Annotated in this window: 17 protein-coding genes and 1 tRNA gene; 15 read left to right on the top strand and 3 right to left on the bottom strand. The window is 55.6% G+C overall.

The features are described from left to right. Positions 1-12: 12 nt before the first annotated feature. From terL to FIV08_RS11970, 12 genes are all read left to right on the top strand, one after another. Entirely contained in the window at positions 13-1,716 is a 1,704-nt protein-coding gene (gene terL / locus FIV08_RS12020; protein ID WP_152438472.1) for a phage terminase large subunit, read from the top strand. 1,993 nt (positions 1,717-3,709) lie between these two features. Beyond that, positions 3,710-3,958 carry a hypothetical protein gene (locus FIV08_RS12015; protein WP_152438471.1) on the top strand — a complete coding sequence of 83 codons (249 nt, stop codon included), beginning with the start codon at positions 3,710-3,712 and terminating at the stop codon, positions 3,956-3,958. 38 nt (positions 3,959-3,996) lie between these two features. Further along, positions 3,997-4,725 carry a hypothetical protein gene (locus FIV08_RS12010; protein ID WP_152438470.1) on the top strand — a complete coding sequence of 243 codons (729 nt, stop codon included), beginning with the start codon at positions 3,997-3,999 and terminating at the stop codon, positions 4,723-4,725. Between the two features lie 76 nt (positions 4,726-4,801). After that, a complete protein-coding gene (locus FIV08_RS12005) occupies positions 4,802-5,146 on the top strand; it encodes an LPD25 domain-containing protein (RefSeq protein ID WP_152438469.1) in 345 nt (114 codons plus the stop codon). Between the two features lie 4 nt (positions 5,147-5,150). Further along, the gene (locus FIV08_RS12000; protein WP_152438468.1) at positions 5,151-5,618 is read left to right on the top strand and encodes a hypothetical protein; all 468 of its coding nucleotides are present in this window, start codon (positions 5,151-5,153) and stop codon (positions 5,616-5,618) included. 4 nt (positions 5,619-5,622) lie between these two features. Continuing rightward, positions 5,623-6,249 (top strand): hypothetical protein, encoded by a 627-nt coding sequence (locus tag FIV08_RS11995; protein WP_152438467.1) that lies wholly within the window; start codon positions 5,623-5,625, stop codon positions 6,247-6,249. Beyond that, positions 6,246-6,464 (top strand): hypothetical protein, encoded by a 219-nt coding sequence (locus FIV08_RS11990; protein ID WP_152438466.1) that lies wholly within the window; start codon positions 6,246-6,248, stop codon positions 6,462-6,464. The genes FIV08_RS11995 and FIV08_RS11990 overlap by 4 nt, the downstream gene beginning before the upstream one ends. Continuing rightward, positions 6,461-6,718, top strand: a complete 258-nt coding sequence (locus FIV08_RS11985; RefSeq protein ID WP_152438465.1) for a hypothetical protein — start codon at positions 6,461-6,463, stop codon at positions 6,716-6,718. The genes FIV08_RS11990 and FIV08_RS11985 overlap by 4 nt, the downstream gene beginning before the upstream one ends. A gap of 31 nt (positions 6,719-6,749) precedes the next feature. Beyond that, positions 6,750-7,040 (top strand): DNA ligase LigA-related protein, encoded by a 291-nt coding sequence (locus FIV08_RS11980; protein WP_152438464.1) that lies wholly within the window; start codon positions 6,750-6,752, stop codon positions 7,038-7,040. Positions 7,041-7,042: 2 nt separating this feature from the next. Continuing rightward, entirely contained in the window at positions 7,043-7,333 is a 291-nt protein-coding gene (locus tag FIV08_RS11975; RefSeq protein ID WP_152438463.1) for a hypothetical protein, read from the top strand. A 103-nt stretch (positions 7,334-7,436) separates the two neighbouring features. Continuing rightward, positions 7,437-7,574 (top strand): hypothetical protein, encoded by a 138-nt coding sequence (locus FIV08_RS19730; protein WP_172972275.1) that lies wholly within the window; start codon positions 7,437-7,439, stop codon positions 7,572-7,574. A 376-nt stretch (positions 7,575-7,950) separates the two neighbouring features. Beyond that, positions 7,951-8,274 (top strand): hypothetical protein, encoded by a 324-nt coding sequence (locus FIV08_RS11970; protein ID WP_152438462.1) that lies wholly within the window; start codon positions 7,951-7,953, stop codon positions 8,272-8,274. Between the two features lie 378 nt (positions 8,275-8,652). Here FIV08_RS11970 and FIV08_RS11965 read toward each other — a convergent pair. Next, a tRNA-Arg gene (locus FIV08_RS11965) sits at positions 8,653-8,726 on the bottom strand. Between the two features lie 94 nt (positions 8,727-8,820). Here FIV08_RS11965 and FIV08_RS11960 point away from each other — a divergent pair. After that, positions 8,821-9,540, top strand: coding sequence for a TIGR04283 family arsenosugar biosynthesis glycosyltransferase (locus FIV08_RS11960; RefSeq protein ID WP_152438461.1), 720 nt, complete (start codon positions 8,821-8,823; stop codon positions 9,538-9,540). Further along, positions 9,527-10,168: a TIGR04282 family arsenosugar biosynthesis glycosyltransferase gene (locus FIV08_RS11955; protein ID WP_152438460.1), complete on the top strand. Its 642-nt coding sequence runs from the start codon at positions 9,527-9,529 to the stop codon at positions 10,166-10,168. Before FIV08_RS11960 ends, FIV08_RS11955 begins: the two co-directional genes overlap by 14 nt. On the opposite strand, the gene FIV08_RS11950 is transcribed toward FIV08_RS11955, so the two are convergent. Both FIV08_RS11950 and FIV08_RS11945 read right to left on the bottom strand, forming a co-directional pair. After that, positions 10,165-13,017, bottom strand: a complete 2,853-nt coding sequence (locus FIV08_RS11950; protein WP_152438459.1) for an insulinase family protein — start codon at positions 13,015-13,017, stop codon at positions 10,165-10,167. The two genes, FIV08_RS11955 and FIV08_RS11950, sit on opposite strands and share 4 nt — an antisense overlap. Before the next feature lie 36 nt (positions 13,018-13,053). Then, a complete protein-coding gene (locus tag FIV08_RS11945; RefSeq protein WP_061333122.1) occupies positions 13,054-13,353 on the bottom strand; it encodes a hypothetical protein in 300 nt (99 codons plus the stop codon). Positions 13,354-13,731: 378 nt separating this feature from the next. Between FIV08_RS11945 and FIV08_RS11940 the strand changes: the two genes are divergently transcribed. Then, positions 13,732-15,717, top strand: coding sequence for an SDR family oxidoreductase (locus tag FIV08_RS11940; RefSeq protein WP_152438458.1), 1,986 nt, complete (start codon positions 13,732-13,734; stop codon positions 15,715-15,717). Positions 15,718-15,764 lie beyond the last annotated feature (47 nt).

Below are 15,764 nucleotides of genomic sequence, written 5' to 3'. Positions count from 1 at the left end.
CGGAACCAACCCATGAGCGATAAAGTTCTGGTGGCCGAGAAGAAACTGAAGTCAGACTTTCGTTACTTCCTTCTGGCCATCTGGAAAGAACTGGCGCTCCCTGACCCAACACCCCTCCAGTACGACATTGGTAAGTACCTCCAGCACGGCCCAAAGCGGTGCATCATCGAAGCCTTCCGGGGCGTCGGTAAGAGCTGGATTACCTCTGCCTTTGTGGTCTGGCTTCTGTACCGAGACCCCCAGCTCAAGATTATGGTGGTATCGGCCAGTAAAGATCGGGCAGACCAGTTCTCCACGTTTACCAAGCGTTTGATTAACACCGTGCCCTGGCTGGCGCACCTGTCCGCAAGATCGGAACAGAGAGACAGCCTCCACGCCTTTGATGTTGGCCCCGCCAGTCCTGACCACAGTCCTTCGGTTAAATCCGTAGGTATCACAGGTCAGCTGACAGGTAGCCGAGCTGACGTCATCATCGCAGATGACATTGAAGTCGTGAATAATAGTCAGACCCAGACAGCCCGAGAGCGTCTCTCAGAGCTGGTCAAAGAGTTCGACGCTATCCTCAAGCCTCTGCCGACCAGTCGTATCATCTTCCTGGGAACACCTCAGTGTGAGATGAGCCTGTACAACGAGTTGCCGAAGCGTGGCTACGAGTGTCGCATCTGGCCGGCACTATACCCAAGTGATGAGCAGGTCATGGCCTATGCCGGGAAACTGGCACCATTCATCCTGGAGAACCCGAACTACGAGCAAGGCTCTACGACTGACCCCAAGCGGTTCAGTAACGAAGACCTGCAGGAACGTCTGCTGTCATATGGTAAGGCAGGCTTTGCCCTCCAGTTCATGCTGGACACAAGCCTCAGCGATGCCGACAAGTATCCCCTGAAGTTCTCCGACCTCCTGGTCATGTCTGTCCCATACCAGAAGGGGCCAACTGAGCTGGTACACACCCTGGACAAAGACTATGGGATGTCCGAGCTACCTAACCTGGGGTTGGCCGGTGACCGCTACTTCCAGCCATTCTATGTGGCCAAGGAACTGGTGGACTACCAGATGCGGGCAATGTCCATTGACCCCTCAGGTCGTGGTAAGGACGAGACAGCCTATGCCGTGGGTTACATGCTCAACGGTAACGTCTTTGTACCTGAAGCCGGCGGTCTGATCGGCGGTTATGGCCCTGAGGTTCTGGAGTCCTTGGCAAAGATCGCTAAGAAACATCAGGTCAACGAGATTATCATTGAGGATAACTTCGGTGATGGCATGTTTGAGGCCCTGCTGAAGCCTGTCCTGAGCCGTGTGTACCCATGTTCAACCATAGGCCAACGTCAGCATATCCAGAAGGAAAAACGCATCATAGACACCCTTGAGCCTGTCATGATGCAGCACCGTCTGATTGTAGACCCACGGGTCATCGTGTCTGACTACGAGTCAACCAAGAGCAACCCAGCGTACTCTCTCTTCTACCAGATGAGTAGAATCACAGCTGAGAAGGGGGCCTTGGGCCATGACGACCGGTTGGACGCACTGGCAATCCTGGTCAAGTACTTCCAGGACATGCTGGAGCAGGACAGTCACGGTGCCGAGGAAGCACGGAAAGAGGAGTTACTGAAGGCAGAACTTCAGGACTTCATCGACCATGCACAGGGAATTGATCAAAATCTCTACAGAAATTCATGGGTAAGCGATGGTCTGGAGCCCTTGTGGCACAAGGCCTAGAATAATGTCGTCCCAAAGGTGGAACCCCAAGGTCATATAACTATAAGTCTATGTGGGGGTTCTACCCATGGTTCTCCTCCTCATGTTCTGCCTCCTCCTAGTTGTACCCCTAGCCCTAACCTACAGTTAAACCTGAGGTTAGGGCTTTTTTTTACTACCCCTGGTCTTACCTTTAGTTCTTGGGGGTGAGTCAAACCTATGGTCATAACCCCTGGTATGACCCCTGGCTCATTGACCCCAGTACCAGTACTACTACCGTGAAGACCAACAGGGTCTAACTGTAGGCAGCGATAAGATTCACGTTTTCAGTCCCGACTTGGGGGTGAGTGAGGCGTAAGCCGAACGAACCTCAAGGCAAGTCTATGGCCAACCCCTGGTCACAACCTCAAGTTATACCCTCCTGGACATCCTCCGGTCATACCTGGAGTCCCACCGTCCGTCATAACCCCACGTTTGTTTTGTTGTATAAACCTGAGCGCTCTTATGTAAAGGCCAGCGCCCGGAAAACCCCCCGTACACCCCCCTCGATTGACCTCCGGTCAGGGCATGGGGTCTTTCCTCCTGTGCAACCACCGGCCAGACCTCCGGCCTATCCCTTGGTATCACTGGGTGTCATCCCCTCAGGTAGGGGAAGGTACAAGGGACTATCACCACCGGTCAGACCGTAGGCCAGACCTCAGGCCATGACTTAATGTTATATTGTAACGTCCAAGACCCACACCCTATACGCACCTCAAGTAACACAATATGTTGTGTCTCCCAGCTCAAACACACACTATATCATGTGGTTAAGCCTCCAGCTCAGCCACTATCATGATTTTGCGTATAAAGGAGGGAAGAACCCGGGGTAATTCTTTTTGTCCTGACCTCAAAATAATTGTTGACGTCGGGCATACCGGTATGATTCAATAGCTCCATCGAATGAGGCAACGGCCACCGGCCAGACCTCCAGCTCTTTAACAGTTAGACCAGCAGTCCGGCTCTTAGCAGCCACGACGGGACGCCAACTGAGTGACGCCAGAACAAAAAGCAGTCGTTAAACGAGGCAGAACAGAGTGAGAACGCGGGGCTACACCAACTGCAGGTCATAACTGAAAGAACTGAGGTCAGGTTGAAATTGAGCTTGACACCGAATCGAGAACGTGTAGAATAGGCTCCAAGGATTGAGCAGGAAGTTGAGGCGGGAAGCCTCGGGTCAGGGAAGACCCACCATATTCCTCCATGAGTTGCCGCGACTCCTTAAACAGCGGACGGCCTGACGGTTCAGGATGACGGCTTCGATGGTATGGCCAAGCTCAAGAGCGCCTACCTAGCCCGAGCGGGTCTGGCAAAGGGCACTTATCCCTCCCAGTTAACCGATTGAGCGACAAGAAACATGGGTCGAGAGACTAGTGGATACAGTCACCCTGCTCACTGGTCTTCGGACTACGCGGGGAAACGGTGGAGCAAGTGAAGCCACTAACCACGTTGAAGCGAAGAGAGTCTCCACGTCTGGTAACACACCGCACAGATAGACCCACCCGAGTCCTCAGTACCAACGAGGAGCTGGCTTATCACCAGTGAGGGTCAATATACAAACGATACGTCACGGTGACGTTAAACAGCCCCCGTTATATTCCGGCTGGTCATTCTCTGAGTGAGCAGTCGCGGAATCTAACCAAGCGAGATAACACCATGCACACAGAGATTAGCCACAAGGGATACTGCGCCCTTGGCGGTCTGAATAACCCACGGCTTTACTCACGGGTCTGTTGGAATGGTACTCACCACTACATCAAGTACTTCTACATTCAGGGACTATCATCATGACCTTCAAAGCTTTACTGAACCGTGCTGTACACCATGCTCCTCGCCACATCTGGGTCAAACCGGAGGTGAGGAACGATCTGTTCTACATCAAGTCAAAGGCTGAAGCGAACAACAAGCGCGACGGTCGAGCTATCTTTCTTCTGGGCTAATAGTCCTGACATCAGTTCCAACCCGAGGTAATGACATGAAGATTACACCCGACCACTACCAGCGGTTAATCCTCCTGCTCCTGTCTGTGGTGGATAAGCCTGACGCTGCCGAGTACAAGGCCCAGGGACTATCACCAGTACGTTACCGCTGGGACTGGCTGTGGGCCATACCGCTGGCTGACCGTCAGCCTTGGTTCGATGAGGTCTACCAGTACGCAAACGATGACCACATCGACACAGCCCTGAAGAATGCCGTCAAGTCTTTTGGCATTGAATACATCTAATTGACCCGATCTCGAATCTAACCTGAGGTAATGACATCATGAGAACTGCCGGTGTAATCCTGTACCAAGGCCCGTCTGAACTGGACGGCCAGCCAATCGTCGCCATCGCCACGTTCAACAGCCGGAACGACAAGACCGGCCCCATGGTTCAGACGTGGATTCTCCGTTCAGATGTCGAACCCCAGGTAGCAGCCAAGGCTGGTCTGGATGGTTCTGTGTGTGGTGCCTGCCCTCATCGTCACTCACTGGGCGGGTCATGCTATGTCATCACCCACCAAGGGCCGCTGGCTGTGTACAGGGCATACAAGCGTGGGAACTATGAGTTCCTGAGCGCCGAGACTGTCCCACTGTTCAAGGGCAGGATGGTACGCCTTGGTTCCTATGGTGACCCAGCTGCAGTGCCTGCAATCGTATGGCACGGCGTCTCTGCTATCTCAGCTGGAACCACTGGTTACACCCACCAGATTGCACACCCGAAGTTCAACTCTGACATCCTGCGGTACTGCATGGTGTCTGCAGATACACCCAAGGCTGCAGCCATGCATCAGAAGTTCGGGCGGCGTACCTTCCGGGTGAAGACTGAGGACAGCCCACTGCTTCCGGGTGAGGTGCTGTGCCTGAGTGAGACCAGCGGCCTGACCTGTCTGGCCTGTGGTTTATGCAATGGCGCCAAGGCCGAAGGCCCCAGCGTTGCGATCAATGTCCACGGCTCCTTTGCCAAGCGGTACAAGGAGAAGTTTGGACGAATCAACGTGGTCAACGTCTGACCATAAAGAATTGACCTCGGGTCTGTCGTAAGGCAGACCCTACCTTTTTCACTATCACTATCATCAGGATTGAGCCATGAAGCCTGTATCTGTCCTTGTCCACTGGTCTGAGAGCCGCCGCTTTATGACCGACAACACCGTCATGCCCTTCGAGAAATTCGAGCAGACTGCCCGGATGGCTGCGAACGATAACCCACCGGGTTCTGGGTACGACAAGACCAAGATCACTGTGAACTTCGACAACGGCGAGGAGTACGCCTGCCGGTTAGACCTCTGCCAGAACGAGGACTGTGACTTCCAGTCACACGCTCGGGAGCTGATCAAGTTCGCTGGGTCTGAGCGACTGGCCTCCATGCACCCTGAGACCCAGAACCAGTACAAACAACTCGCTGATTTCCTCAACCAGATCGACTGGAGCTGATGACATGCCCACCTACGACGTCTCCTTCGCTGCCCTCGGCAAGAACTACTGTGAGCAAGAACTCCGGGTCACTGCCGATGACGCCACCCACGCGGTTGAGGTCTACAAGACCCAGCTGCCCGAGGTGCCTGTAAACGCGAACTACTACCCGCGCAAGGTCTCCGAGCAGTGGATGGTCAAAGAGCAATTCGCCCTGGCTTTGCGAGCCGAGGCCGAGGCCATGGGCTACCAACTCCGGGCCATATTCGATGGTGAGGAGTGGGAGAGGGTTCTACCGGACATGACCGAACGTGCCTACCTGAAGCTGGCCATGTGCTGTGACATGACGTCCATCCAGTTCACCAAGGATAACCGCAAGCTGGCCTTCCACATGATATGGGCCAATGAACCACATGAAAGTGTGTCTGATTGCTCGAACCACCCTGATGCTGACCTGATTGAACGCACTGTACGTGCCAAGTTTGAGGCCTGAAGCCATGACTGCATACACCCACGAAAGCATGCTCACCTGCGCAATTATCTGGGAAAACATCTGTGACCTCCGGGATGTGGAGAAGCCTGAAGCTCTGAACCGCTGGGTTGCCGAGCGTTGGGGAGCCAACGGCACCGCTGAGATGCGGGAGTACGCCGTCATCTGGGCACCGGTCATGGATAAGCTCTGGGAGGACACAGCATGGATTCACGGCGGCAACGAGCCGTTTGACTGGGAGTTCGTGCCTGCTGTCCTGTCCTACTACTTCGCACTGAAGGGTGACCTTGATGCCTTCGTAGAGGCTGACCTTGAGGTTCAGACCATGGCCGGGACTCTGGCCGCACTGAAGCTTGGGGGCGCTGACTTCGAGTCGTTCACCAAGTTCGACACCCGCTTCGTGACTCTCTTTGATGACGGAAAGGATGGCTACTGGGATGACGCTGACCCTACGAGTGAGAATGCAATCCGCACTGCTATGGGTGTGTATGGTCGTGATGGCGATGGACTGGCCAATCACCTGATCGACATCCCATTCGATGAACACATGGTCAACCGCCTGAAGCAGGTCATGGATGCCCTGCGGACATGGCTTGTGGATAACAAACCAGCTGCCGAGGAGATTGCAGCATGAGCACTATCACTATCATCCGTGGGTCATGCCCCGGCGCTGACCTGCAGGCCACCATGGCCAAGATTGAAGCTGCGAACCCCGAGGTTGTGGGCGCAGCCATGGTCATGAAGAAGACCAATATGGGATGGGAGGTTGACTACGTGGTCACCGCCCGTGTGGCTGAGGGTATCCGGGGTCTGACTGCAGACCTCGTTGTTCTGGATGAGGTGGCATGATGGGGAGGGAAACAGTCGTAATCATCGTCTCCGAGGTGAATGGCAATCGAGCTATTCACTTCACCAGCGGGAAACTGCAGGTCAACGACCTGTGGTTCCCAATCACGCAGGAGAACTCATTGTTCCGGGGTGTGGAGCGTGTACTGGTGACCAATGGTATCGCCCATAACGTGTCCTTCATGAAACTACTGAGGGTGACACCAACCAGTAAGGACTGGGAGGTCACCTATAACGAGTCAAGGGTGACGCGATGACCGAATATCCACTACCTGAGGAGGTCATCCAGTGCCTGATGCTGCTGGACCTCCTGTAGAGCTGATACGCAGACGTAGAGCCCAGATGCTGGTTCACAGCTACCTGTACTACTGGATGGGCACCAGCTTGGTTTCTGACGATCAGTGGCAGACCTGGGCCAACGAGCTGAGAGACCTCCAGAAAGAACATCCGGCACCCATCGGGTTCTATGACGAAGAGTTCAATGACTGGACGGGCGACACCGGGATGCACCTACCGCGTGACGAATGGGTCACGAACAAAGCAAATTACATACACCGACTGTGTGAGATGAGGAACTGAACATGAGCAAACTGCAAGCACAAATCAAGGCCCGCAACCTGATGACTGACCTGCTGTATGAACAGGAAGGTAAGTTCGTGGGTGTCACCTTCGAGACCCGCTCCGGTCGCATCCGAGAGTTGAACGGTCGCTTGGGTGTCCACCGGTATCTGACCAAGGGTCTCGACCCCCAGGCAGCGGATACCCTGGAGCTTGTGACCATCTGGGACAGGAACGCAGGGGGTTACCGGCGGTTCTCTGTTGATCGTCTCCGAGGTCTCCGGGCAGGGGGCATGTCCTTGAGGCTTAACTGATGGATAAATTCCTGGCTTTCACTCTGGCTCACCCTCTGGGATGGGCTGGACTCATGCTAATCGTAATCTTCCTTGACCACCTGATTGACTGAGGACTATCACCATGCAGAAGCGAACCAAAGACACGCTCCGACAGCAGCGCCGTGACTCCAGATTGCATCGCTCCAGACGCCGGCAGCAGCTCCTAGACGACTATGTGTTTGATCTTCCAGCGAGTGTTCAGGCCCGCCTTGCAGCCTGACGTTTTTGTGACGGCTGTCATGCATAAAATGTGACATTAATCTTGCTCCTTGGTATAGACAGCCGCCTTCCTTTACATATAATCACCCGCTTAATTCGAGAAGTCACTGAAATTGTGTCTATCTCGACGTTGACATGGTCGTTACATCAGGAGAAACTTAATAGTGGACTTTACTTTTGTCGTTCAGGATTTTCTGTTGGAGTGCCTAACAAAAAATGAAGTCTTCAACAGTGAACGGCTTGGCCAAGCGTCGACATGGACGGCCACTGACAGGGAAAGTGAGTTCATCGAACACAAGGAAGCGGGAAGCCCCTGCTTTGAACTCGGGGGTGTCTACTTCATCGCCCGCTGAACAGGAACAGGAAGAAACAGGCCTATGAATACGAACCGGTTGATAAACGCAATATCCCTTTTTCGAGACTACGAGGAGGACATCCCCGTTGGAACCATCCTCTGCTTCCTTCACCTCTGTGATAACGATGAAGCAACCGTGAGTCAGGTTGACACCCGCTTCAAGTTGGGTAAAAGCCGTGCCTCAAGGAACATGCGGAACCTCACTGATCGTGCAAGACCCGGAAAGGCAGGTATTGACGTTGCATCTTACCGGCCAGACCCTGCTGACTTCCGTGTAGCACTCTTCAGCCTCAATGACCGAGGTAAGGAGCTGAAGGCCAAGCTTGAGGCCATCATGAAGCAGTAATACCGGCAGTACACAGCGGAATGTAGACCCTGGGCCACGGCCTGGGGTTTTTTTATGCCTGCAATTCAGCTCATCCCTCCGATTAAGGGAAGGTATCGAGCTTCCCTCTGTTTGGTGGGAGGGTCATCCGGCAACTCTAAGTCATTGTTTTAATTGTAGCCGAAAATCGAGACGGCAAGAAAAGACGCAAATCAGCGGCGAGATCACGACTATCACAAACTCGGGTATTGACGTGAGGCTCGTAACTGACTGATAATCTTGGTGTTGTGCAAAGTGGGGTTTTCGTTACTGAGAGCACTTTGCACTAAATCGTGTGCAATCTTGTGCGCAAAGTTGGTGAACTGAGGGAAGGTACTTCAGGTAAATCAAGGGCTTGAGTACCCCCGGCAGGACTCGAACCTGCTACCTTCCCCTTAGGAGGGGGACGCTCTATCCAGATGAGCTACGGGGGCATTTCAGAAGAGGCGGTATGATAGCCGGCAAGGGCTTGTGGCTCAAGGGGTGTCCGGTTATGGTTGGGCCTTGTTCTCTTGGTCTGTCGCTTTTATGGATGCCAATACCCGGATTGCTTTGTCTTTAAGTGTGGTCGTGCCCGTGTGGCGGGAGGCGGCCGGTATTGAAGAATCTTTGCAGAGGCTACAGCCCATCCGCCAGGCCGGCCACGAAGTGATTGTGGTAGACGGCGGCAGCCCCGATAACACGGCTGACCTGGCGCGCCCGTTGTGTGACCGGTTGCTGGTATCTGAACCGGGGCGGGCAGTGCAAATGAACGCGGGCGCTGCCGTTGCCCGTGGCGACCTGATTCTATTCCTGCATTCGGATACGCGCCTGCCCCCCGATGCCCTCGAGCAATTAAGTGAAAGCCAGTGCCTTGGTCGCCCCTGGGGGCGATTTGATGTTCGTCTGAGCGGCCGGCACACCATGTTTTCTGTGATTGCCTGGTTTATGAACTGGCGCTCCCGGCTCACCGGCGTTTGCACGGGAGATCAGGGTATTTTCGTGCGTCGGGACGTGTTCGAGGCGTTGGGTGGCTATCGCGCCATGCCATTGATGGAAGACGTGGAGTTGTCCAAACGCCTGAAACTGGTGGCACGCCCTTACTGTATTTCGTCGCCGGTAATTACCGACAGCCGGCGCTGGGAGCAGGGCGGTGTGTGGCCCACAATTGTGCTGATGTGGCGCCTGCGTTGGCGTTATTGGCGGGGTGACAGCCCCGAAACCCTGGCGGCCCTTTGGCGGAGGAACGTGCGCCATGCAAAACACTGATCAATCACCGGCGGTTCTCATGCAGTTTGCCAAGTGGCCGCAGGCGGGCCGGGTCAAAACCCGGTTAATTCCGGCCCTCGGTATTGAGGGCGCGCTACAGGCTCATATCACCCTGAGTCTGGAGGTACTGGATAATCTGTGTGCCACGGGCTATGACGTTAGCTTCTGGTGGGATCGTCCGTTGGATCAGCCGCCTGAAGAAGCTGCTCCCTTGCTGGCCAATATCGAAGCAGCCAAATTGCCCCAGTCTTTTCAGCAAGGTGGCGATCTGGGGGAGCGAATGGCCAGGGCGTTGGGCCAGGGTATTGCATCTCATCACCGGGCCGTGGTGATTGGCAGTGATTGTCCTTCAGTAGACCCCGGTTATGTGCGCTCCGCGGTAGCGGCTCTGGAGCACTACGATGTTGTGCTGGGCCCGTCGGATGATGGTGGTTATGTGTTAATCGGTGCTCGCAGGCTGGCGCCCGGTGCGCTGGAAGGTATTGCCTGGGGTACGCCAGATGTTATGCAGCAAACCCTGCAGAGGATGGATGCTGCGGGGCTCAGCGTTTACCTGCTGGAACCCCGCTGGGATGTAGACGAGCCGGAAGACTGGCAACGCTTCCGGCATATGGTTGGCGAACGTTAACGTTCAACTCGGGCTGGCACAGCATCCCGCTGGCGCAGTTGGTCAAGAACGGACCGGCTGTTCTCGCCCTCATCGCCCGTAACCACCAGCAGTGCCCTTTGGCGCTCTATCATGGCGCTGCGGAAGGTCGTTTTCAGCTGATCCAGGGTGACTTTTTGAATGGCGTCCGCGAGGCGCTCCCGGCTGTCGAAGGCGGTGTTCCCCCGGTCTATTTCCCGCCAGTAACGGCCCGACACCTCACTTAACTGCCGGTCTCGCTGAAGCAACTGGCTGATCACCGCTTGTTTCTCCCGAGCCAGTCGCTCGGACGTTAACTCTGCCAATCGGTCTGCGTACCCTTCAGCGAATTCCATCACCGCCTGGTCAATAGCTTCAGCCGTTGCTTCCGGAGATTGCACAACCAGCCCCAGTGCCGGTGTTTCCAGTATCTCGAAAGCGGTGGCATAAACGATGTAGCCCAGCTGGCGGTTGGTACGGATGTCCTCATAGAAGGGACTGCTCAGAATCTGCGCCAGCAGGCGGAACCTTGCCCGCTCCTCATAGGAGGTGTCGCGCCCCTGCAAGTACAGCGTATAGCCAGTATCCGGATGTTCCAGGTTCAGCGTCGCCAGGGTTTGTCCCTGCGGCAGCTGGCGCATCTGCGAGCGGTCGACCGTGGTGCGCTCCCGATTGTTTAATACCATGGCCTGAACCTGCCGTGCCATATTCAGTGTCGTTGCCTCCGTCAGGTTGCCGTGGGCCAGCATTACCGGGTCTGTTTGTGCTACCAGGCGGGCGCCAAAGGCTTCCAGTTCGTCCAGGGTGACTTCACGCGCGGCAGCGAGTTTATCCGGTACCGGAAAGGTGCCATCAATGAGGGCCGTTTGAATGAATTCCGAGGTTTGCTGAACCGGCCGGTCTTTGGCTTTGTTCTCAAGACCATCGATCAGTCTCTGCCGGGCAACGTCGAAACGCTGCTCAGTAAACTTGGGATCTGCAAATTCCAGCAGAATCCGGTTCACCAACTTGTAGAGCTTGTCGTTATAGCCACCCACCCGGATGGTCACACCCCGAAGATGTGGGTAAATACTGTAGTCCAGCCCGGCCAGCCGCGCGGAATAGGCCCAGGCGTTCAGGTTGGTATCGATGGCGTCCACCAGCAATTGGGTTAGCACCTCGTTGCGGGCAGAGGATCTCGCCTGCGGAGTGCGCAGGCTGATAAACAGGTTGGCTTTGGGCGTGTTGAACTGGGTGTCCCTGGCGTACCAGACAGCCAGGCCATCCAGTTCGTCCAGCAGCACTGGCTGGGCCATGGTGTTTCCGGGTACCAGCTCCAGGTTTTCCGGAACAAAGGGATTGGCGGCGGGCAGGGCCAGGCGCTCAGCAAGCGTGGACTCTACTTCACTTTCGACGCTGAGCGGCGCTCTCTGCCAGGGTGTCTGATACCACTGCGTAAATTGTGGCGCTTCGAAATTCCGGTTGGGGGCAGACACCCAGACTTTGAGATTATCGGGTGTCAGGCGTTCCAGAAGCGCTTTGTACTGTTCCGGAGCGTAACGATCCATTAGCCAAGGCGCGCTCAGCAGATCTTCCGGTGGATAGTCCCGTAACAGGCTGGATAGGCGCATGGCCTCGCGCATCGGCTCACTACGCTCGCGAAACCGGAAGTCAATCACCGCAAGCTGTTTCATTTCCTCGAAGCGGTCTTCGTTGATTCCGGATTGCCGGACCTTATCGATGTACCGAAACGCCAGCGCGATGATCTCGTCCTGCCGTTCAAGGCCTTCGCGCGTGAGAGACATACGGATGTCCAGCGTGGCATGATCCCCGGTATCCATTCCCAGCCCGGCGGACAACGACTCCACCAGACCCGCCTGTTTGAGGGTGTCAAACAGGCTGCCGGGGCCCTCGTGGCCCAGTAGATTGGCCACATAGGATGCCGGTTTGGTCCGGTAATTGTCCCGCTGCGATGGGATCGGGAACGACAGCGTCATGCTGCGGGAATCTCGCAGGCTTTCAGCAGTAATGCGTTCGGGCAATCTGCTCTCAACGTACAGCGGCTGTGGGTGTGTCTTGGCCGTCAGGTTCCGGTTTTCGATGGCGATAAAGCGTTCCCGGACCATCTGCTCTAACTGGTCGAGGGGCTGCGGGCCGTAAACTGCCAGTGTCATGATGTTGGCTGAATACTGGTCCTGCCAGAACTGGATCAGGTCTGGTCTCAGGGGATTCTCTTCAGTGTTTTCCAGGGTTGTCAGGTTACCGACGGCAAACTGATTGAAGGCGTGATCGGGGTTGCCCCCGGCCTTCAGAACAGACAGGAACCGGCGGCCATCTTCCTTGAGCTTGGCGGTGTACTCCGAGTGCACGGCGTTACGTTCCCGGTCGACCAGCTCCGGTGTGAACAGCGGGTGGGAGAACTGCTGGGCGAAGCGGTCTAGGGCCGGCTCAAGGAATTCTGCCTCGACATCAAAAAAATAGTTGGTGTCGGCAAATGCGGTAAAGGCGTTATGACTGCCGCCATGGCTGCGAATGAACTGCTGGTACTCGCCCGGGTCCGGATACTTCTCGGTTCCCAGGAACAGCATATGTTCCAGGAAATGTGCCAGACCCTCGCGGTCGGCGGGGTCGTTGCCGCTGCCAACGGCGACATTCATTGAGGCTGCAGCTTTGTCGGCTTCGGGGTCTGAGGCCAGAATCACCCGCAGGCCGTTGTCCAGTTCCAGAAACCGGTATTCGTTAGGGTCGTTGGGGCTTTTGGTCGGCGATGCGCCGGCAACAGCCAGAGGGCTGAGCAGCACACTGCCAAGTAAAAATAACAAAACAAACTGGAAACGGTACAGGTTCTGGAACACGGGGCGGTCAGCTGTCATGGTGCCTCTTCTGTCCGGTCAAAGTGGGGGTTTTGCTCAGTGCATGATCCCGGATTGGGTGCCAGCGGGTTGCTGGTCCAGGGTTTTGCGGGCAAGGCTGGCGGCTTTGTCGGCGTCCAGTTCGCCCGACGCGATACGTTCAAGTACGGTTGCCATGATGGCAACGGATTGCCGATATTCGGAAAACTCCGCCTGGAAAGCTTTGTCGATCGCCTGATAGACCGCCTGGATTTTCTCCTCCCGACTACCACTGTTGGCGGCGGTGTCGTTGATGGCTTTCAGGCAGGCGCGGGCGATGGCAATGTAGCGTTCGGTATTCGGGCTGTCGTTTTGCATGCTGGTTTGGTAACTCTCAGGGTCGTGGCTAGTTAGTGACGCCGTCAGGCGCGGTAAGTTCCCGATTATCGCATTGCCGGGCGAGCCTTGCATTGCCCATCGGTAATTGTGCTCGCAAGGCTCGCAGCAGGTGGTTACTGTGCTAATCTCAAACTCAGTGTGTCGGCAACAGGGACATTTTCTGCCAGGCGGAAGGCCGGTTTTTAGAGTAAAGGCTCTAACAAAAACAAAGGGTTACAGAGTAAAAACTCTAAAAAAGTTCGATACATGAAAGTTGCAATTAAGTACAATGCCGGCCAATGGAATGCAGATAAGACTTTAGTCTTACTCGTGCTGGTGTAATGACAACAACAGAGCAACAGGCAGGATGGAGTACCTATGAATTATTTCCTGACAGGCGGTACCGGGTTTATCGGCCGCTTTCTGGTTGAAAAGCTGCTCGCCCGAGGCGGTACCGTGTATGTCCTGGTACGTGAACAGTCTCAGGGCAAACTCGAAAAACTGCGCGAGCGGTGGGGTGTGGATGAGTCCCGGGTAAAGGCGGTCATTGGTGATCTGACCAGCAAGAACCTCGGAATCGATGCCAAGGCCCTGAAATCCCTCAAGGGAAATGTCGATCACTTTTTCCATCTGGCGGCGGTCTATGACATGGGCGCCGATGAAGAGTCCCAGGCGGCCACCAACATCGAGGGCACCCGGGCGGCGGTTCAGGCGGCTGAGGCCATGGCGGCCAAGCATTTCCACCATGTGTCATCCATAGCGGCGGCAGGCCTGTTCAAGGGCACCTTCCGGGAAGACATGTTTGAGGAAGCCGAGAAGCTGGATCACCCCTATCTGCGCACCAAGCATGAGTCCGAAAAAGTGGTGCGCGATGAATGCAAGGTGCCGTTCCGTATCTATCGCCCCGGCATGGTGATTGGCCATTCCGAAACCGGCGAGATGGACAAGGTTGACGGCCCCTACTACTTCTTCAAGATGATCCAGAAGATTCGCCACGCCTTGCCACAATGGGTACCGACCATTGGTATCGAGGGCGGCCGCCTGAACATCGTGCCGGTCGATTTCGTGGTGAACGCCATGGATCACATTGCCCATCTCGAAGGGGAAGACGGCAAGTGTTTCCACCTGGTGGACTCTGATCCCTACAAAGTGGGTGAAATCCTCAATATCTTCAGCGAGGCGGGCCACGCTCCCAAGATGGGGATGCGTATTGATTCCCGGATGTTTGGTTTTATTCCTCCGTTCATTCGCCAGAGCATCAAGAATCTGCCGCCTGTTAAGCGCATTGCCAGTGCCGTTCTGGATGATATGGGCATCCCGCCGTCGGTAATGTCGTTCATCAACTATCCGACCCGTTTTGATGCCCGTGAAACTGAAAGGGCTCTGAAAGGCACCGGCATCGACGTGCCGCGCCTGCCAAGCTATGCGCCTGTGATCTGGGACTACTGGGAGCGTAACCTGGACCCGGATCTGTTCAAGGACCGCACCCTGAAGGGAACAGTGGAAGGCAAGGTGTGTGTTGTCACCGGTGCCACTTCCGGTATTGGTCTGGCAACTGCCCAGAAGCTGGCGGAAGCCGGTGCAATCCTGGTGATTGGCGCCCGCACCAAGGAAACCCTGGACGAAGTGGCAGCCGATCTGGAAGCCCGTGGCGGTAATATCCACGCCTACCAGTGCGATTTTTCCGACATGGAAGACTGTGATCGCTTTGTGAAGACGGTTCTGGATAATCACGGCCATGTAGACGTACTGGTGAATAATGCCGGCCGGTCTATCCGACGCTCGCTGTCTTTGTCGTTTGACCGTTTCCACGATTTCGAGCGCACCATGCAGCTGAACTACTTCGGCTCAGTGCGTCTGATCATGGGCTTTGCGCCTGCTATGCTGGAGCGCCGCCGTGGCCATGTGGTGAATATCTCGTCCATTGGGGTACTGACCAACGCACCACGTTTCTCGGCCTATGTGGCGTCCAAGTCAGCGCTGGATGCCTTCAGCCGGTGTGCGGCGGCGGAGTGGTCTGACCGCAACGTCACGTTCACCACCATCAACATGCCGTTGGTGAAAACGCCGATGATTGCGCCGACCAAGATTTACGATTCGGTACCCACGCTGTCACCGGATGAAGCGGCGCAGATGGTGGCGGATGCCATCGTTTACCGGCCGAAGCGTATTGCGACTCGCCTGGGTGTCTTTGCCCAGGTTCTGCATGCCCTGGCGCCGAAGATGGGTGAGATTATCATGAACACCGGTTACCGGATGTTCCCGGATTCTCCGTCTGCCGCTGGTAGCAAGTCTGGTGAGAAGCCCAAGGTGTCGACCGAGCAGGTGGCGTTCGCGGCCATTATGCGAGGTATCTACTGGTAAGCTGTCTCCAGGCAAGAAAAAACCCGCTTTGGCGGGTTTTTTTGGTT

The sequence above is a fragment of the Marinobacter sp. THAF197a genome, assembly GCF_009363275.1.
In the GTDB taxonomy this organism is placed as follows: Bacteria; Pseudomonadota; Gammaproteobacteria; order Pseudomonadales; family Oleiphilaceae; genus Marinobacter.
This window is presented reverse-complemented; position numbering and strand designations above follow the sequence as displayed.